We start from the raw sequence: 18,909 nt of genomic DNA, 5'->3' as shown, positions 1-18,909 counted from the left end.
ACCACAAGAAAGCGATGGACGCGATCGCCGCCGACACGTTCGGATAGCGAACGTTTTAAGATGCGCCGGCAACCTCCTAATATTCAACATGTTGTTGATAGTTGCAGACATTGCAACTGCGCCGCGTTAGCATACAACCATATAAAGCATCCGATTCCGGACAAAGCTGGGCGTGATCGTGCAGCTCCGGTTAGATGCCAAAAAATAGAAGACTGGTGAATTGCTGTATGCTGAAGGCGCCGTTTAGTTCTGAACTCGACCCTTCAGAAGAGGCCGAAGGCAGTATCGATCCGCTGGGGTTACAGCCTGGATATGATCGCCTCGCTGATCGATTATTGCCAGCCGTTACCGTCCGTATGGGCCATCCGCGCTTCCTGACAGCCATGGCGCTCGGAGCCTGCGTCTGCGACGGCTGGGACCTCGATGCAACCGCAGCAGACGACATAACGCCGCCGTGGCTGGTATGGGAATGGTTCGTCGTCGAAGCGTTTGTTCGCGCGAAAGACTCGCTTTCAGGAGTATCCAGCGTTCCCGGCGGTCTGAAGGTCAGGCAGGCCTTACGCAACACGCGACCTGTGAATGCAACAGCTTATCTCAAGACGCCCTCGGCGTTCGGCTTTACGGGCGTCTTTCGTCGGCTCGCGCGCAATATCGGAATTCTAACGGAAGATGGGCTCCTCGACGATGGCGGTTACGAGCTGATCAAAGCGTGGGCAAAAGATCAGGGTCTCGAAGGCATCATCGAATCCTCGGGAGGCGACGGCCGCGCATTCCGGGATCGGCTCCGTCGGGCCGTATCTCAGGGTATGGACAAAGGCCATACGACCTATCAATCGGGTGAGTTTTGGCGTGAGTTGGCGGTGAGACTCGACCCAATCTTGCCTGGGAAACATGAGAGGAAAGTGCTGCTGAACCGCATCACTTCGCTTTCCGGCCCACTTGAGATGATCACCCCACTCAAAGACGCAGTTATCGCGCGCGGCGGTGTGGGCGCACGCAGAGACGAAGCGCCGTTTGTTCGCAAACTGAGCAATAGTGCCTCTACCGATCTCAATCAATTGCTCACCGCGATCGATGCCTATGAGGCATTTGGAAGATCGATCACCAATGCTTTCGATGGGCTTCGCTATTGTGCAACGAGCAACGGCGGCGCGCCAGTCGACGTGGCTGAATTTTCTAATTCCAAGACCGCAAAATCTGCGCTCGCGACCCTGGGCCCCAGTCTTGCGCGTATTCGTTCTCATCCGACACTGTTGGAATGGGACAAGAACGGTCTTGCACAGGGAGTGGAGCGTTTCGACAACGTTCAGACTATTGGAGATTTGTTCGAAGCTACCCTCGATCACCACAAGCAAGTCCAGTGCGATAAACCGCCAAACGGGAAGCGCCCATGGTTCGAACGCACAGCGCGCGGCAAGGTCTTGTTACGCTCTGGCTACACGTTGCGTGAACCGCCTGACATCCATGCGGATTATGTGCATGAATATAGAATTCCAACCTTCTCAAACTTCCTTGCCGAATTGGAGGCCTTCTGATGAAGGCCGCCGAACAGACGCGGGCGCGGTTGCTCGACTTGTGGCGTGGCGAGGAGGCGTTTGGCCGTCCGCTGGGCTGCGTGACAACGAGTTTCACTTTCGATGCCGAGCTATTCGAAGAACAGTGCCTCGCTCGGTTTTTGTCTATTCAGAGCAATTCCAACGAGACGCCAAAAGCTTATCTGATCGAACGCGAAGAAAAGCTTTCTCAGTGTTTTGCTTGCGTGCTGGTCGATCGAGGGCATGCGGCGCCCGATCGGAGCCTACGTTGGAACATGCTGCCTGTAACGCTCCCGCTGGGTGGCGTCTTGCACGCGAAACTGACGATTCTGACTTGGGAAAACTGCATTCGCGTATTGGTAGGGTCTGCCAATCTTACCGAGCCGGCCTATCGCCGTAATCAGGAGGTTGTGGCCGTCCTCGATTTTGGGACGGAAGGCAATTTGGCTCCAGATCTCCTCATGGGGTGTATTTCATTTCTCCGAAGCGTGCGGAGTTTTGCCCCAGGGCTTGATAGGACGAAAGGCGGCCCCCAGGCTGCCCTAAGCGCCTTTCTTTCATCCATCGAACAGCGCGTCGGCTTGCTACCTCCCGTCAAGCCAGATGACGTGAAATGCGTGCTTGTCCCTCTCGTTCGCGGCGGTGGCAACGTTGTGGAGCAGCTCAGCGGTCTTTGGGTTGGTCCCAAGCCCGATAGGGCATGGGCCTTAAGTCCCTTTTTCGATGAAGATGCACAGTCAGTCGTCACGGCGCAGGCGTTCGTAGGCCTCTTAACTACGCGCGGCGATCGCCAATTGACCGTTGTCGCCCCAGGAAGGACGTTGCCGGACGGGACAGTGCAGATCGATGCGCCCGCTGCGCTCAAAGAGACCTCACATCCGTCGCTTCAGCACAAGTTTTCGATCGTCGAACAGCATGAAGAAATCAATAACAAATTTGAGGATCGGGCGCTCCACGCGAAATCGGTGTGGTTGGAACGTGATGGCCGCGTGCTGTATATGCTCGGATCCAGCAATTTTACGGCAGCTGGGCTTGGCTTGCATCCCAGACACAATATCGAGCTGAACGTTGCCTACTTGATCCCCGATGGTAATTCGCGTTTGGGCAAGCTCTGTGCCCAGTCGTGGCCCAAAGAAGTCGTGTTGAAAAAACTCGATGGCGTTCAATTTCTCGGCAGCCTGGATGGTTCTGCTGACGAATCCGATACGCCTGTTCTGCCCATCGCGTTCGGCCTTGCGCTGTTTTGCCTCGATGGAATTGGCGGTCGGTTAGAATTAGAAATCGACGAGAACGCCCCGCCGGTTTTCGACGTCAATTTGAAAGATGGCAGTCCCGTCCTGAGCAGTGCCGCCCTTGCCCTTGGAAAACGAAAGACTGTCATCGTCCCATGGGAGTCAAAGCGACCACCCAGCTCGCTCGAAGTCCGTTGGCAGGATGCTGACGGTAGCGAATCCCGGGCGCCGTGGATCGTCAATGTGGCGGATCCGTCATCCTTGCCGCCGCCCGAAGAGCTAGGGAGCCTGTCCCTCGCCGAACTTCTAGAGATTTTGACATCCGCACGTCCCCTGCACGAAATTATGGGTCGGATACTCAAACGCCGCGAAGAAAAGACCGATCCTAAAAAAAATCTGGAAATCGACCCGCACAAGAAAGTCGATACGACTCAGTTTCTGTTACGCCGTATGCGGCGTGTTGCTCAAGCCCTCGAAGGTATGCGCAATCGCCTCCAGCAACCGACAGCGTCTCTCGAGGCACTACGTTGGCGTCTGCATGGGCCTATCGGCCCCATCGCTTTGGCGAAACGTTTGGCTGCTGAGGATCCAGAAGGCGCTGCCTTTATGATTGCCGAAGTCGCGTCGACGCTCCGCAATATTGCTTGGCAAGCGTCAGGTTCGTTACGCGCTCGCGAGATCAATCCGGAAGTGAAGGAGCTAATGCTGGCCTTACGTAGCTTGGCAAGTCAGGCGCATGCGCCGACTAGCCTCGCCGCCTATGTTACGACTTCGTTCGAGGAACTGCTCTCGTGACGTGGCCGATAGACATTTTCGATCTCGGATTACGTCTCGATCTCAACAATGATCGCATCAGTGAGCAAGATGCCCTTCGGCAGTTGCGAACGATAAGGGAGATTTTGCGCCGCCTGCCGGACCAACCTGGCATCGTACTCGCGGACGAAGTGGGGATGGGTAAGACTTTTGTGGCGCTTGGGGTTGCGATGGCGACTGCCTTAGCCGACAAAGGAAAACGACCTGTAGTCATCATGGTCCCGTCGTCGGTGCACGAGAAATGGCCACGAGATTTTGCCGTCTTTAAAGATCTGGCCATCAAACACCCGCAAGACAAGGCGCTGCGCGCGGAGCCGGCATCGTCGGCGCTCGAATTCTTCAAGCTGATAGACAATGACGCTAAGAGCCGCCCTCACATCATCTTTCTGAAGCATGGCGCCTTTCATGTACAGAATATCGATCAATGGATTCGGCTTGCGCTCATAAAGCGCGCCATGCTCGGCATGCATTTGGGCGAGAAACGTAGCGCGCTACCCCGTTTTGCGGCAGCGCTTTTACGAACGAAGAGCTCCTACAACGTGCCTGAACTTTTTGCCAAACTATTGGGCATGCCAAATCGAGAATGGCGCGACGTCATCAATGCTTACTATGCCGATCGTCCAGATTACCAACTAAAAGACGATCCAATACCGGATGCGATCCAAAAGGTAATCGACTCCAGCGATATTGATATTCTCGAATTACGGGAGTGCCTGCGGGCGTTGCCGGCGCGCGAGTCAGCGTCGCTCGAACAGCGGCTGGAAAACATTCGTCGCGTCATCAACCGATCGCTACAAACGATGTGGCCATCGATCCTCGCCAAAGCCAGATTTCGCTCGCCGCTTCTCATTCTCGATGAGGCTCACCATCTGAAAAATCCCACGACTCGCTTGGCGTCCCTTTTCGTGGCCGACGATGCACGGGAGGATGGCGGCACGATTACGGGTGCGTTGGACGGAGCGTTTGAGCGAATGATGTTCCTGACGGCTACGCCGTTTCAGCTGGGACATGGCGAATTACTGAACGTAATCGGAAGGTTCAAAGGGATTGCCTGGAAAACCCTACCTCAGTCGTCCAAAGCGGATTTCGAAGCGGAATTGAAGATTTTAGGTTCGACGCTGGACCGCGCTCAGCACCACGCCGCAGAGTTAGATAAGAGGTGGCTATCTCTACGCCAGGACGATCTTGTCGATCAAAATGGGGTGCCCGTTGCCGTCGAAGAATGGTGGCCGTACGCCTTGAGTAGCCCGGAGAGTCAATCGGAGCGTGTCCAAGTCCTCATCAGGGCCTTCGAGCAAACTCGTCAAGCCATGAAAGAGGCGGAGATTCCGCTGCGTAAATGGGTAGTTAGGCATCTCCGTGATTCCAAGTTCTCTGATACTAATATTGTTCGGCGATCACGCCAAATTGGCCGAGCCATAGCGCTAGAAGACACCGGTGATGGCGGTCTTCCGGTTGAGAAAGACGCATTGCTTCCTTTTTTGCTTGCTGCACGCGCACAGGCTGTCGTCGCCGGCAAGGGAAACGCGGGCCGCGCCACCTTCGCAGAGGGATTGGCTTCGAGCTACGAAGCGTTCCTCGAGACACGTAAATCCGCCGACAAGGATGAGGAAGTCGCTAGCCAATCGGATACCGACGAGCGCGTGAACAGGTACGTCAAGAAGTTGGCGGCAGCACTGCCAGACGAAGCGGCATATGCGCAGCATCCAAAGATCGCTCCCGTAGTCGCGCGGGTATTGGACTTATGGCGGCACCGGGAGAAGGTTGTGGTGTTTTGCCACTACCGGGAAACAGGACGCGCACTCGTCAGGCATCTGTCGGCCGCCCTCGAACGCCAGCTATGGAATGACGCTGCTCAGCGTTTCGAAATGGATGTTCAAGCCGTTCAGAAAGCTGTCACGGACTTTGGCGGCCGGTTCGATACGGAGGGCGGCATGCGCGATCCGCTCAACAAGGAACTGGAGCGACGGCTCGCCCCTTACCCAGAATTGAGCGCTGAAGAGCAACACCTGATCCAGGATGTCGTCCGGCGCTTTGTCCGCACGCCGTTATTTGTGGCCAGATATTTCGATATCCATGCCCGCTCTGGTGAGCAGCCGCTCCAAGCGGCACTCGATACCCGCGACATGTCGGGCGCTTCGCTTAGCGAAAAGATCGCTGCATTCTTGAAATTTGTCGCCAAGAGATGTTCGCCTCGGGAGCGTGAAGACTATCTGGATGCGCTGAACAGGATGCAGCCTGGCAGGCGCGGGGAAGTACACCGCGACCCGGATGAAGATTCAAGTCAAGCGGCTGGGGCCAGCCTGATGCCGAACATCCGGCTGGCCAATGGGCTGGTCAAACAAGAAACGCGGCAAAGATTGATGCTCGCGTTCAATACGCCATTCTTTCCAGAAGTGCTCGTGGCTTCGAGCGTTCTCGCTGAAGGCGTCGATCTGCACCTCAGTTGCCGGCACGTCATTCATCACGATCTCAGTTGGAACCCGAGTACTCTGGAGCAGCGGACAGGGCGAGTTGATCGGATCGGTTCGAAAGCCGAAACCGTTTCGAAGGCCATAGGAGTTTTTCTACCTTACATCGGTGGGACTCAAGACGAGAAGCAGTACCGCGTCGTGATGGATCGAGAGCGTTGGTTCCAGGTTTTGATGGGAGAAGATTATCGGACCGACGAAGCTCACACCGAAAAGTCTGCTGATCGGATTCCCTTACCCGCCGCTGCAGCTGAGGTTTTGGCTTTCGATCTCTCTGTCAAATTGGACTGCGATTAGCGGCGGCTGCTAGAGAGCTTCGGCGGGGAAAGGTCTCGAGATTACTACCCGTTTCCGAAAGTTTACACGCCTCACCAAACACCCCGGGGCACAAAATGGGCACAAAGCGACAGGCGCTTTGTGCTCAGCTCGTCTGAGGTTAGCCGAGGCGTCGGAGGTTTGACCTAGAGCGGCTTCACCGTCCCGGTGGGCCGCGAACTACAATGCGCCTTATGTTCGTCGCCAAGCTGGCAATAGGCGCATCCCAGAAGCGGACTCCCAGCGACTAGGCGATGTCGCACGTCTGCGCCCCGGTCGCCGTCGCTATCGAGCTTGAACCTCGCCCCCCAACAATTAGAACGTTGCTTTATTCGTGCTAATCTTTGAATGTCAATATTTTCAGAGGCTTTTAAATATGAACGAATTGGCGGTTCTTCCATCACCGATTGCGGCCGAGAGTGACGCCGACCTGGGTGCTCGCGCCGCGAGGATGATCTGGGACGATCAGCCGGGTGTCGATGATCTGATCGATACGCGCACTCCCCAATTTGCCGATGCTGTGGTCACGGGATTGGCGAATGCTTTGGCATCCTCGCCTGGTGCCCTGAAAAAGATGATGCGCGGCGCCGCGGCCGCCGCCGAGGATTTGAACGTCGAGCCGTTTCAGGGGCTGACGGAAGTGATCCAAAACGCGGATGATCTACACGCCTCGGAAGTGCGCTTCGCCCTCCGCGACACGGATACCAACCGCGAGCTATTGATCGTGCATAATGGTCAGCCGGTTGCCTGCCAGCACGTGCTGGGCATGGCGCTGCCATTCGTGACGAGCAAGACTAACAGAACCGATCAGCGCGGGCGGTTTGGCATTGGCCTGAAGACGCTCAAGCGCATCGCGGATGATCTCGCGATCCATTCGGCGCCGTATCATTTTTCCGGGGATCAGCTTTCGGTCCGAGTCGTGCCAGAGGAAGGACCGCTGCCCGACTTCTACGATCCCGCGACCGACACGATGATCGTCCTGCGCCTGAAACCGGATTTCAGCGAGGACGGACTGAAAGCCTGGTTCGCGGAGTGGGAGGACGACGGCCTAATCTTCCTGACCTGGGTCTCGAGTTTCCGCTGGTGTGATCTCACCGGCGTGACCCTCGAAGGCCGCACCCTGAGCTTCGACGCGTGGGAGAACATCGCCCCAGTTGGGGGGCGCGCCTCAATCACCGCGCTATCGAGACGTGAAGTGCAGAGCGCGAGCGCGTCGTGGACTGTGTGGCGCGCGACCTTGCCGGTGCCAGGTCATCTGCATCCGGCTCACAAGGCTCGCGCCGAGGTGACGCAAATTTCCATCGCCGTGCCGAGCGCGGCGGGCGCGGGAAGTCTTTATATCGGCTTCAAGACGCGCGTCGCGGCGGACCTGTCATTTTCGCTCGACGCGCAATTCGATCCCAGCACCACGCGCGAGGCCTTGATCGAAAGCACGTGGAACAACTGGCTGATCGAGCGATGCGGCGATGTGCTTGGCGAGATCGCGTATGGCCGGATGCTGGCGGCGCCCAAGGAAGCTTGGCGCTTTGTGCCAGTTGCTGCCGAGTACATCGGCAACGAAGGGGACCGTTGGCTGCGTAGTGGCTTCGCAAAATCATTCGAGGCCGCTCGTGCTTGGCTTGGCGACCATGCAGCGATCCTTATTGGCGGCACAGCCGCCGCTCTGCCGCACATCGCCTATGAACATGCCGATCTAAGCGATCTTCTGACCGATGCCGATATCGAGGCGCTGTCTGAAGGATGGCGGGCGCTGCCGCGCTGTGTTCGCGATGCGGGCGGCAGGTGGCGCATGGTGCTCGATCAAATTGGAGTCTGCGCCACTGTTGGCACCAAGGAGGTGCTTAAGGGCTTCCAGCATTCGCTGTTTCGGTCGAAGGGACCAAGTTGGTGGGTGCAAGCCGCGCGCGTGTTGGTGGAGACCCACGCCGAAGAGGAACTGTTCAATGTTCCGTTCTGGCTGACTGACGAAGGCGGCGCTGTGGTCTGCAAGTCCAAAGGCGCCACGGCCAAGCCGCTCGTTCTGAGCGGAGCGTTTTCATTGTTTTCCTTACGGTGGAACCTGCTCGATCGCCTGCATGCCGTATATGGTGTCGAGAAGGATGGCGATGTCGCGATTAAGTGGCTAGATAAACACGCGGCGTTCCGAACAAGTGTCGATGCATTTACCGAACTCGCGGCCTTCGCGGAGCGATTCGCGGCGACGCCGCTAGAGATCGAGGACGCGGATTTGCGCGAGCTTCGCAATCGCTTCGATGAACTGAGCGACCGCCGCGCGGATGAGATCGGCCATGCCGTGGGCGCGGCGCTGATGGTGGATGGCTTCGTCTATAAGAGTGGCAAGATGCACCGGCAAAAGGTGCGTCCGACGGAAGCCTATCTGTGCAAGACATTGGACAGTGATTTCCCCAATTGGCCCACGGCGGCCGGGAACATACCGGGCATTCAATGGATCTCCGCCGGGTACGATGAGAAACTGAAGACTGGCGCCACTCGCGCGCAACGTAAGCGCGCTGATGGAACCGTCTCGCGGGGCCCGCGCAAGTTTTTCGCTTTGCTTGGCGTAGAGAACGCGCCGCGACTGAAACAAACCGGGTTGGTCCGTTGGGGCGGCACGACGCGGACGCGGGAGCTCGGTGCGGCCCAGGCCGAGCAAGTGCCGGCCGATTGGATCAGTCCCGATCTCGAACGCGTTCTAGCCGCATTCCCAAAGCTCTCCAAGAAGGGCCTACGCGAGAGAAGCCCCGCCTTATTTAAGGCCATGGCGCGCGCTTGGGGGCGGTCTTACGCCAATCGCAAGGAGGTGGCCTCGCAGCACGCGGCGCGCGTCTACGTTTATCCGAGGGCACCCGTCACCGCGCAATGGCTGATCCAATTCCGTGAGGCGGCGTGGGTGGCGATCGGCAAGGGCGAATTGGTGACGCCGAACGAAGCCGTAGTGAAGACTCAAGAGACGCAAACGCTCTACGCCAGCACCGCCTTCGCGGTCGGCATCGATTTGGGGGATTTTAGCGCGGACTTCGCGACGACGCTTGGGCTGGTAACCTCGGTGCGTGTCAGCGATCTCGTCAAGCTGCTGTGCGACACGCGCGACGGGGTCGAGGCCATCGATGACGCGCAGGTCATGGCAATCTATCGCAATATCGCGAAATATCTGTCCGGCACGGTCGTGTGGAACACTCGCATCGGCGACATGACCGCCCAGGATTTGCGCAAGGCTTTCACGGAGAACCAGGGACTTATCCACGTCGGCGGCAATGTTTGGCGCAGGCCAAGCGAGCTAATGCGCGGCAAGGATATCTTTCATGACCGCTCGCGCTTCGTGCCGGGTGGACCGGCCTTGGCTAGCTTCTGGTCGGCCTTGGATGTACGTGAGCCTACGCTCGATGACTGCCTTACGTTTCTGAAGTCAATGGCGGGGCAAGCGCATGACGTGGGGGTCACGTCACGCCTGATTGACATATATCGCTATATGGAACCCCTGCTGGCCCATGCGGAGCGGCGTCACCGCGAGCGCACCAAAGCCCTCCCGCTGTATTGTGGCGATCGTTGGGAGACCGAGCGGCCCATTTTCCTGGTCGAAAAATCCGAACTTAGATCGCAATTGGCGAAGGCTTTGCCCGCCAAGAAATTCTGGACGCCGCCTTGCGACCTTCGCGAGCTGGCGTCGCTGGTGGCTTTCACAGGGGTGACGCGCGGCGAGCCCACCTTGGCCGTTGCGGACGATCGCGAGATGGCCCTGGATCGTGGTGATGGCAAGCGAGCGCACTTCCGGCAGGCGGTCGATCACCTCTCCGATGAACTAGCGCGCAACGACCCAGAGGTGCGCAAACGCATGGCGATCGGTTGGGACGCGCTGCGGGAGATTCCGTTGTTCGTATACTCCGGTCCGATTTCGGTCCGGGCAATGGACGAGGAATTGTCAGCGGTGAAAATTCCGATCCAGCTTCAGGCATTGATCGTGCGCGATCCGCTCGAATTGCATGTCTGGGACGAGGCCCTGCCCAAGCGCGAATACGGTGGCCACGCGATCGCGTCGTTGTTCCCGCATGCCTCGCTCCGCGGCATCGAGGCCGAATGGGTGGTGGCCTGGCAGGAAGCGCGCGAGACCGCGGCTGAAGCCATTCGTCTCGCATCGGACGAGGAACACGCGGAGGTGATGGAAGACCGCGCCGCAAAGATCAACGCCGCCCCGAAAAGAAAAATCTCGGTGAGCACACCCGGTTGGAAAGGCCCTGCCGTGAAGCACCGAACCCTTAAGAATAGTGTTGGTCCCATTCTAGGCGCCACGGTGGTGTCGGGTAGCGACCCGAAGCCGGCACCACCACCGGCAAAACCGAAGCTGCACGACACGCCGCCTCCGCCTAAGCCGTCCAATCCCGGATCGCGCACGGCGCCGACGGCCTATACCGATCGCGATCTGGAACAACGCGGCTGGGAGTTGCTGACGCAGGCGTTGGAAACCTCGGCGGAGGAACTGCTGGTTGATTTCCGCAACCGGCATGGAGTGGGTGCCGACGGCGCGTTCGACTGGACGACCTTCGTCGAAATGAAAGCGACCGGCCGCGCGCCGCAGAGTTCGATCGAGATGTCCAACGCCGAATACGAGCGCGCCAAGGAACGCGGCAACGACTTCATCCTGGCTTTGGTCAGCGGCCTCGAAGATGGCTATCAGGATGAGGTGCGGTTGATATTCGATCCGGCCAATCGCGCGACCGTCCGCCCATTGAACGGCGTGAAGCTAGTCGCGTTGACAGAAGCGCCTCAGGTCCTGATCCCGTTTGGGAGCTCAGAGGAATGACCTAACTTGCTGTTTCCATATTCGAAGTCGATTGCCTTCATTTGTTTATTGAACGGCGGACGTGGTCACCGGGGAGCACCAATCGGCCGGGTCTCTGTCGGGCAGCGAGCGTTTGCTTAGGCCAAACTAAGACGTTAGTCCGGTATTATGGCGCAAACGCCACAAGAACCCGGGAGGTGTGCTGCTCTGAGTGTCGCTTCAAAGACAAGGGCGGCGAGCGCTCAGGGTGCGTGATCCAGTCAACCTCACTCGATGTGACGTTATGAGCCCATCGCCAAGCCTTGCCCCGCGGGTCCGGGCGCGGTCATTCTCCGGGCTCTGCATCGACAAGTCCGACCACAGCGTGGCGGCTCAGACAATGGCAGCGGCCGGGCGAGCCATCATCTTGCCGAAATAGCCAATTCCCTGTGGCCTGCCTCACGTGCGCATTCTGTCAGAATACAAGCGCGCTTCATGTCTGAAACCCGACTGTCTTCGAAAACCACATTGCGCCAAAAAGACGCGAGCGTGCCCCTTCTACAGTGCTGGCCCAAATCCTGCACCGGCTCTCCGCACCAGGAAGTTGGGCGGCAGCAACAAGATGGGAGTCGCGTTTGGGCATCGATCAGTCAATCGACAATGCGGTTGCCGCACCGGAGGTCGCCTGTCTGCACCGCGCTGGGAGAACGGAAGACGCTCCTGCTTGCCACGGCCTCACGCGGCATCGGTCATGCCACCGGAAAGCTGTTTTCAGAAGATTGCCGGCGTATCTTCACTTGCACGCGGCAACCCTTCGGTGGCGGGCGATGTCCGTGGGATTCGGGGACAGACAACCATGTCCACGTCGATCTGGGCATTCGTCGGACGGTGCCGCACGCCACCCCCGAGGTCGGGGAACGGCTTGCTGGCCCACCGCTACACGCATTGATCCACAATGCCGGCATTCCGCGATAGACACCGGACCGTACCAGGCAAACGTCTTTGACGGCGTCAGTCGAAAGCTGCATGAGACTGTTCCGCCTCAATCCGCTCGGCCTGATCCTGCTCCCGCAAGACCTCCTTCCAGAGCTGAAGGCGGCCTCAGTATCGATCGCCAACATGACTTGATCGGCGCCTTGCCGCGCGCACCCGCTTTCCAGCACCGACAATGCCTCCCGCGTCAAGCCTGATGGTTGCGTGCTCACTCTGAAGCGAGGCGTCAATACATGATCGATGAACTGGATCTGCGAACCTTCAAGCCACATCCGCAACGCGACGCCGTGCTCGGCGAAGTGCACGCGCGCCCTTTCACTCGCCTTGTTTCGCCATTCAGCGTGATCCACTTCGCTTTTCTTGCGCAGGGCGAGGCGGCGGCAAGCGATCGCTGCCGTTTTATCGATTTCTGCCTGGAGCGCAATCTTCCGCCGCCTGGGCAATCGGCGAAACATCATCAGATTGTCATCGGGCCCGCTATGCTGCGCTGGGAGCAGCATTCGGAATTTACAACATTCACCTGGTTCTGGACTAACGCAAATGGTCCCGCCGCTCACCAATTCGACAAAGTTGATGATGCCGTCCGATCGCTGATCCGCGCGTTGCGGCAGTCCGGACAATTGCTGGTCGCGATCAGGTTAGAAGTGGAGCAGGACGCCTCGCCGACCAAGCGCGCCGAACAGATTTTTGACAAGGATAGCCTGGCCATGGTTGCAACAAGGAGCGGTGCAGGCGTTGCCGCCTCAGACTTCCGCGTGGACGAAAACGGCTTCACGAAAATCCTCGTCTGCGACCTCGGGTTGACGTCGCACGATCTCGGAGCGCTGGTGCAACGGCTCCTGGAAATCGAAACCTACCGACCGTTGGCGCTGCTTGGTCTGTCGGCGGCCCTCGAGCTTGCGCCGTCTGTCGATCGTATCGATCGGCGTCTTGTTGAGACGCTCGAAGAAATGCAAGGCGCAGAGGGACTGAAATTCAACAACCATCTGCTTGCCGAGCTGACGGCGTTGGCCGCCTCCTTCGAAAGAGGCGCGACCGGTAGCCTGTTTCGCTTCGGCGCCAGCAGGGCCTATAACGAGCTGGTCCAATCGCGGCTGTCCATCATTGAAGACAACGATGTGGCGGGCTATCCGACCTGGTCGTCGTTTCTGGCGCGCCGCATGGCGCCTGCGATGCGCACCTGCGCGACCGTGGAGGATCGTCAGGCAAGCCTGTCGGTCAAGCTGGCGCGTGTCGCCGATCTGTTGCGAACCCGTGTCGACGTCGAAATTGAACGACAGAATCGTGACCTCCTGCACGCTATCAACGAGCGCGCGAGGCAGCAACTTCGGCTGCAGTGCACGGTCGAAGGATTGTCGGTCGGCGCGATCGGATATTACGTGGTCAGCCTGTTTAGCTATCTGGCCAAGGGCGCGCACGATGTCGGACTGCGAGTAGAGCCCTCGTTCCTAACCGCAGTCTTCGTGCCGATCGCGGTCGGCGTGATCTGGCTGGTAAGTTATAATGTCCGAAAGCGACACCTCAAGCACGACGACGCGCCCTCGGTGGCTTGCGACTAAAACTCCTTGAGGGAATCAGTGTGCGGATCGGCTCCTTCCTTGTACTCGCCGACCCGTATCAACAGTTCCACCTCTTGGTATTTAGCTATCAACGCCCGCAGCTGAACTGCTAACTTCTCATGCCGCGACGACACGATAGCGCTCATGACACGGCTGACGCCTGCCAGAATATCGATAGTGGTTCGACACCGCCAAGGTGCGTGAGAGCACAATGTGGCCATCCAGGATGGAACGGGTTTCATCGACCAGGGGTTCGGTGACGTCATCGCCCTGGACGAGCACGGTGTAAAACGCGATTATCGATCCACGGTCGTTGTTTCTGGCGCGCTCCACAAGCTGCGGCAAAGTTGCAAAGACCGAGGGGGGAAAACGCAAAGTGGCCGGTTCGCCGGCCGCCAGACCAATCTGCCTCTGTGCGCGCGCAAAGCGCGTTACCGAATCCATGAAACGCAGCACACGTTGTCTCTGATCTCTGTACCATTCTGCGATTGTCGTCGCCACATAGGCCACCTTCACCCGCTCCATCTCGGAACGATCTGAGGTCGCAACGACGAGAACCGATCTCCGTCGCGCCTCCGAGCCAAGATCGTGTTCAATGAACTCCTTCACCTCTCGACCACGCTCGTCAATTAGCGCTATCGCTGTCACGTCAACCGCCGCGCTACGCACCAGCATCGACAGCAGTGTGCTCTTGCCGCCGCCGGCCGCGGCAAAGATTCCCATGCGCTGTCCCTCCCCGCACGTCAAAAGACCATCGATCGCCCCTATACCGACTGGAAGAACGCGATCAATGATGCGGGGGGTCAAGGGACCGGTGCCTCGCTTTGGACTGGCACTCGAGCGTCTGGAAGCAGAGGCCCATGAGTGGTTGTGTCGAGAGGCCGGCCAAGACCGTCAAGCACCCGGCTAAGCAGGTTCCAACCCGCGGGCACCGTCAGAGGCTCTCCCATCGGGATCACCTCCCTAAGGGTAGAAAGCCCTTGTACTTCGCCAAGCGGTGTCAGAATGGTGATGTCGTGCTGAAACCCGATAACTTCCGCCGATAATTCGCAGTTGTTCTCGGGATTGCGGAGCGTGCACAGATCGCCTAAGCGGGCGCCAGGTGCCATTGCACGGATGATTGTCCCGACGATTTGAAGGACACGGCCACGGACGCGCATTGTCGACGTCTGCGCCACCACCGTGCGAGCAAACTGGAACAAGCGATCGATGTCGTCGTGCGACGAATGAATGGCGATGAGCCGCCGCGAGCCCGGCCACAGCAGCGAAACGCAGCGGAGCCACCGAGGAATTCGCGGCGCCTCATCATCCCTTCCCTACTCTGGCGCAACAGCGCGTCGCCCAAGTCAAGCACGGGACAAGAAAAAGCGGCATTGGCAATGGCCATTGCCGCTTTGCAATTTCAATCGAGCGGTCTCAGGTCAGCCGCACCGCCTTGGAGCCGAGTTCCAGCTCTTCGATCTGCTTGTTCCGCACGGATCCGCCCTGGGCACGGTGGTCGGTCGCGAGCACCACATAGACCGCCGGCAGCACGAATAGCGTGAACAGCGTGCCGATCGACATGCCCGCGACAACCACGAGCCCGATCGAGAAGCGGCTCGCCGCGCCGGCGCCGGTCGCGGTCAGAAGCGGGATCAGGCCGGTGACCATCGCGGCCGTCGTCATGAGGATCGGCCGGAGGCGGATGCGAGCCGCCATCTCGATCGCCGCGCGACGGTCGAGCCGTTCGTTGAGCTGGAGCTCGTTGGCGAACTCCACCATCAGAATGCCGTGCTTGGTGATCAGCCCGACCAGGGTCAACAGGCCCACCTGGGTGTAGATGTTCATGGTCGCTGCGCCGAAGAACAGCGGGATCAACGCGCCGACGATCGCCATCGGCACGGAGATCATGATGACCAGCGGGTCGCGCAGGCTCTCGAACTGCGCCGCCAGCACCAGGAAGATGATGATCAGCGCGAAGCCGAAGGTGATCGCGAGCTGATTGCCTTCCTGCACATACTGCCGGCTGTCGGCAAGGTAGTCGTGGCTGAAGCCCTGCGGCAGCTTCTTGGCCTCGCCTTCAAGGAAGTCGACGGCCTGGCCGACGGTCACGCCGGGCATCGGCACCGCCGAGAAGGTCGCCGAGTTGAGCTGGTTGTAGTGGGTCAGCGAATTCGGAGCGGTTGACGTTTCGATCGACACTACCGTCGATAGCGGCACATGCTGGCCGGTGCTGGTCGTCACGTAGTAGTTGCCGAGCGCTTCCGGCGAGAGCCGCTGAGCGCGTGGCACCTGCGGTATCACCTGATAGGAACGGCCCTCCAGGTTGAAGCGATTGATGTAATTGCCGCCGCCCAGGATCGCGAGCGCGCTGCCGATGTTCTGCATGTTGATGCCGAGGTCCTGCGCCTTGTCGCGGTCGACGTTCACCTTCACGGTCGGCTGGTTGAAGGCGAGATCGCTGTCAGAGACGATGAACATGCCGCTCTTGCGCGCAGCGTCCTTCAGCTTCTCCATCTGCTCATAGACGGCCTGGTATCCGGCGGTGGAATTGATCACCATCTGCACCGGCAGGCCGCCCGGCCCGCCCGGCAGCGGCGGCAGGTTGAACGCGAAGGCCTGCACGCCCTCGATCTTGCTGAGCTCGCCCTGAACCAGCGGAATCAATTGGATCGAGGAGCGCCTCCGTTCATCCCACGGCTTGAGCAGCATGCCGGCGATGCCGTTCTGGGGACCGTTGATGCCGTTCAGCGCGAAGCGCAGATCGGTCTCAGGAAAGCTTTGCAATTTCTTGTCGAGCTTGTCGCCATAGAAATCGAGATAGTCGATGTTGGCATATTTCGGCGCCTTGATCACCGCGAACACGATACCTTGATCTTCCTCGGGCGCGAGCTCCTTCGATGTGTGCATGTAGAGGAACCCGACGAGGCCGAGGATCGTCAGCGCGAACAGGCCCGTCACCGCCTTGTAGTCGAGCGAGCGGTCGAGCTTGCGGCCGTACCAGCGCATCAAGGCGCCGAACACCTTGTTCACGAGCTTGGCGAAGTGGCCCTGTTCGGTGTTCTTTAGGAGCACCGAACACATCATTGGCGACAGCGTCAGCGCGATGACGCCCGACACGATCACCGACCCTGCCAGTGTGAAGGCGAATTCGCGGAACAGCGAGCCGGTCAATCCACCGAGGAAGCCGATCGGAGCGTATACGGCAGCCAAGGTGATCGTCATCGAGACGACCGGGCCGACGATTTCCCGCGCGCCTTCCAGCGCAGACTGTACGGGAGTCTTCCCCTCCTCCAGATGGCGGTGGATGTTCTCCACCACCACGATGGCGTCGTCGACGACGAGGCCGATCGCCAGCACCATCGCCAGCAGCGTCAGCAGGTTGAAGCTGAAGCCCAGCATCAGCATCAGCGTGCAGACGCCGATCATCGAGAGCGGGATCGTGACAACCGGAATGATGATCGACCGGAACGAGGCCAGGAACAGGAAGATCACCACGATCACGATGATCACGGCCTCGCCCAGCGTCTTCTCGACTTCATCGATCGACGACTGAATGAACTTGGTGGAATCGTAGGCGACCTTCATCTTCATCGACGGTGGCAGATTGCGCTCGAGCTCGGGGAACTGCGCGCGCACGCCCTTTACAAGGGTCAGCGGGTTGCCCTGCGGCGTTGCGTTTACGCCGATGAAGATCGCGTGCTCGCCGTTGAAGGCAACGCTCGCATCCGTGCTCTGGGCGGCGAGTTCGACGGTTGCGATGTCCTCCATCCGGACAAAGCCGCCGTCCTTGGCCTTGACGATCAACTTCTTGAACTGGTTGACGTCGGTCAGGCCTGTGTTCGTCGTGATGTTCGAGAGGATGAGGTAGCCCTTGGTCTGGCCGGGCGCGGACTGAAAGTTATTGGCGGTGATCCCGGCCGCGACATCAGACGGCGACACGTTGTGGCCGGCCATCTTCACCGGATCAAGCCACAACCGCATCGCAAAAGTCTGGCCGCCCAGGATATCGGCGGATGCCACATCATCGACGGTCGACAGCACCGGCTGCACCACGCGCGTCAGATAGTCCGAGATCGCCGAGCCCGAGAGCTCCTCAGAGGAGAAGCCGATATACATCACGGCCGTGGTCTGGCTGGTGGTCTTGGTGACGACCGGATCGTTGGATTCCTTCGGGATCAGATATTTGACCGAATTCACCTTGGCGAGCACCTCGGTGAGCCCCTGGTTCGGGTCGAAGTTCAGCTTGATGTAGACCTGGATCGTCGAGGTGCCGAGCACAGAGGACGAGGTAATGTAGTCGACGCCCTCGGCGGAAGCGACCGCCTGCTCGATCGGCGTCGTGATGAAGCCCTGGACCAGGTCCGCAGACGCGCCGGGGTAGACGGTCGTGATGTTGATGACCGCGTTCGAAAGCTTCGGATATTGCCGGATCGGCAGTACCATCGCTGCGCGCAGGCCGATCAGCAGGATCAGTAGACTGACGACCACCGACAGGACCGGGCGCTTGATGAAGATATCGGTAAAGACCATCGCTGCGATCTCGAATTCGTTTGCTTGAGTGGTGTGACCCGGCCTCACGCCGGATCACGCGAGCGCGCGTTAATCGGTAACGCGCCGGTTGGGCTGGAATGGACGGCGCCGAATCGGACGAAATCGCTACGGCCGCACCCGATTGCAGCTTGAGCTGGCCGACGGCGACGACATTGTCGCCCGGCTTCAGGCCCTTCGGCACCTCCTTCAACATGGTTGCCGGGCAGCACGACCGTTGCGGTCACGAACATGCCGGGCTTCAGGATCTTGTCCCGGTTCGCGATCGTCGCCTGCACACGGATGTTGCGGGTCTCGCTGGCGATCTGCGGCTCGGTGGTCGTGACCTTGCGCTCGAAGACGCGGCCCGGATAAGCATCCAACTTGAGCCGGACCACCTGGCCGACCTCGAGGTTGACGGAATCCCTTCGCGTCGCCGTGAAGTTGGCCGACAGCTGCGAGAGATCGGTCAGCGAGACGATCGCGGTGCCGGCGGTGAGGTACTGGCCGACCGCGGCCTGGCGCACGCGGAGATCGCCGGAGAACGGCACATTCACCAGCTTGGCGATACCCGCCTGCGCCTGGTCGACCGTCGCCTGCGGACCGAACTGGCGCGACGCCAGCGAAGTGGTAACTTGGCGGGTCGCCAACTTTCTGGGCGGACTTTCAAAACGGGATGCCAGCGAAGCCAGCATGCGGACGGCCTCCTGAATGCGCGTGTCGAGG

General features: G+C 59.3%; 9 protein-coding genes and 1 pseudogene. 5 read left to right on the top strand and 5 right to left on the bottom strand.

What is annotated here, in order from left to right:
* Positions 1-227 precede the first annotated feature (227 nt).
* The 5 genes from ACP2YO_RS12300 (at position 228) to ACP2YO_RS12280 (ending at position 13,674) form a co-directional block, all read left to right on the top strand.
* On the top strand, positions 228-1,535 hold the full coding sequence (locus tag ACP2YO_RS12300; protein ID WP_426441106.1) for a hypothetical protein: 1,308 nt from the start codon (positions 228-230) through the stop codon (positions 1,533-1,535).
* Positions 1,535-3,562 carry a hypothetical protein gene (locus ACP2YO_RS12295; protein ID WP_426441105.1) on the top strand — a complete coding sequence of 676 codons (2,028 nt, stop codon included), beginning with the start codon at positions 1,535-1,537 and terminating at the stop codon, positions 3,560-3,562. Before ACP2YO_RS12300 ends, ACP2YO_RS12295 begins: the two co-directional genes overlap by 1 nt.
* Complete coding sequence (locus tag ACP2YO_RS12290) at positions 3,559-6,348, top strand: helicase-related protein (RefSeq protein ID WP_426441104.1); 2,790 nt, start codon at positions 3,559-3,561, stop codon at positions 6,346-6,348. Before ACP2YO_RS12295 ends, ACP2YO_RS12290 begins: the two co-directional genes overlap by 4 nt.
* A gap of 394 nt (positions 6,349-6,742) precedes the next feature.
* Positions 6,743-11,164 (top strand): sacsin N-terminal ATP-binding-like domain-containing protein, encoded by a 4,422-nt coding sequence (locus ACP2YO_RS12285; protein WP_426441103.1) that lies wholly within the window; start codon positions 6,743-6,745, stop codon positions 11,162-11,164.
* Positions 11,165-12,348: 1,184 nt separating this feature from the next.
* The gene (locus ACP2YO_RS12280) at positions 12,349-13,674 is read left to right on the top strand and encodes a DUF3422 family protein (protein WP_426441102.1); all 1,326 of its coding nucleotides are present in this window, start codon (positions 12,349-12,351) and stop codon (positions 13,672-13,674) included.
* Here ACP2YO_RS12280 and ACP2YO_RS12275 read toward each other — a convergent pair.
* From ACP2YO_RS12275 to ACP2YO_RS12255, 5 genes and pseudogenes are all read right to left on the bottom strand, one after another.
* Positions 13,671-13,820 (bottom strand): hypothetical protein, encoded by a 150-nt coding sequence (locus tag ACP2YO_RS12275; protein ID WP_426441101.1) that lies wholly within the window; start codon positions 13,818-13,820, stop codon positions 13,671-13,673. The two genes, ACP2YO_RS12280 and ACP2YO_RS12275, sit on opposite strands and share 4 nt — an antisense overlap.
* Complete coding sequence (locus ACP2YO_RS12270) at positions 13,792-14,397, bottom strand: hypothetical protein (protein WP_426441100.1); 606 nt, start codon at positions 14,395-14,397, stop codon at positions 13,792-13,794. The genes ACP2YO_RS12275 and ACP2YO_RS12270 overlap by 29 nt, the downstream gene beginning before the upstream one ends.
* Before the next feature lie 80 nt (positions 14,398-14,477).
* A complete protein-coding gene (locus tag ACP2YO_RS12265) occupies positions 14,478-14,783 on the bottom strand; it encodes a hypothetical protein (RefSeq protein WP_426443151.1) in 306 nt (101 codons plus the stop codon).
* Positions 14,784-15,090: 307 nt separating this feature from the next.
* The gene (locus ACP2YO_RS12260; RefSeq protein WP_426441099.1) at positions 15,091-18,186 is read right to left on the bottom strand and encodes a multidrug efflux RND transporter permease subunit; all 3,096 of its coding nucleotides are present in this window, start codon (positions 18,184-18,186) and stop codon (positions 15,091-15,093) included.
* Between the two features lie 76 nt (positions 18,187-18,262).
* Positions 18,263-18,806 (bottom strand): annotated as a pseudogene (locus ACP2YO_RS12255) (efflux RND transporter periplasmic adaptor subunit); the annotation flags it as partial.
* Positions 18,807-18,909: the final 103 nt, after the last annotated feature.

It is taken from the genome of Bradyrhizobium genosp. P (assembly GCF_049949265.1).
Lineage (GTDB): Bacteria > Pseudomonadota > Alphaproteobacteria > Rhizobiales > Xanthobacteraceae > Bradyrhizobium.
This window is presented reverse-complemented; position numbering and strand designations above follow the sequence as displayed.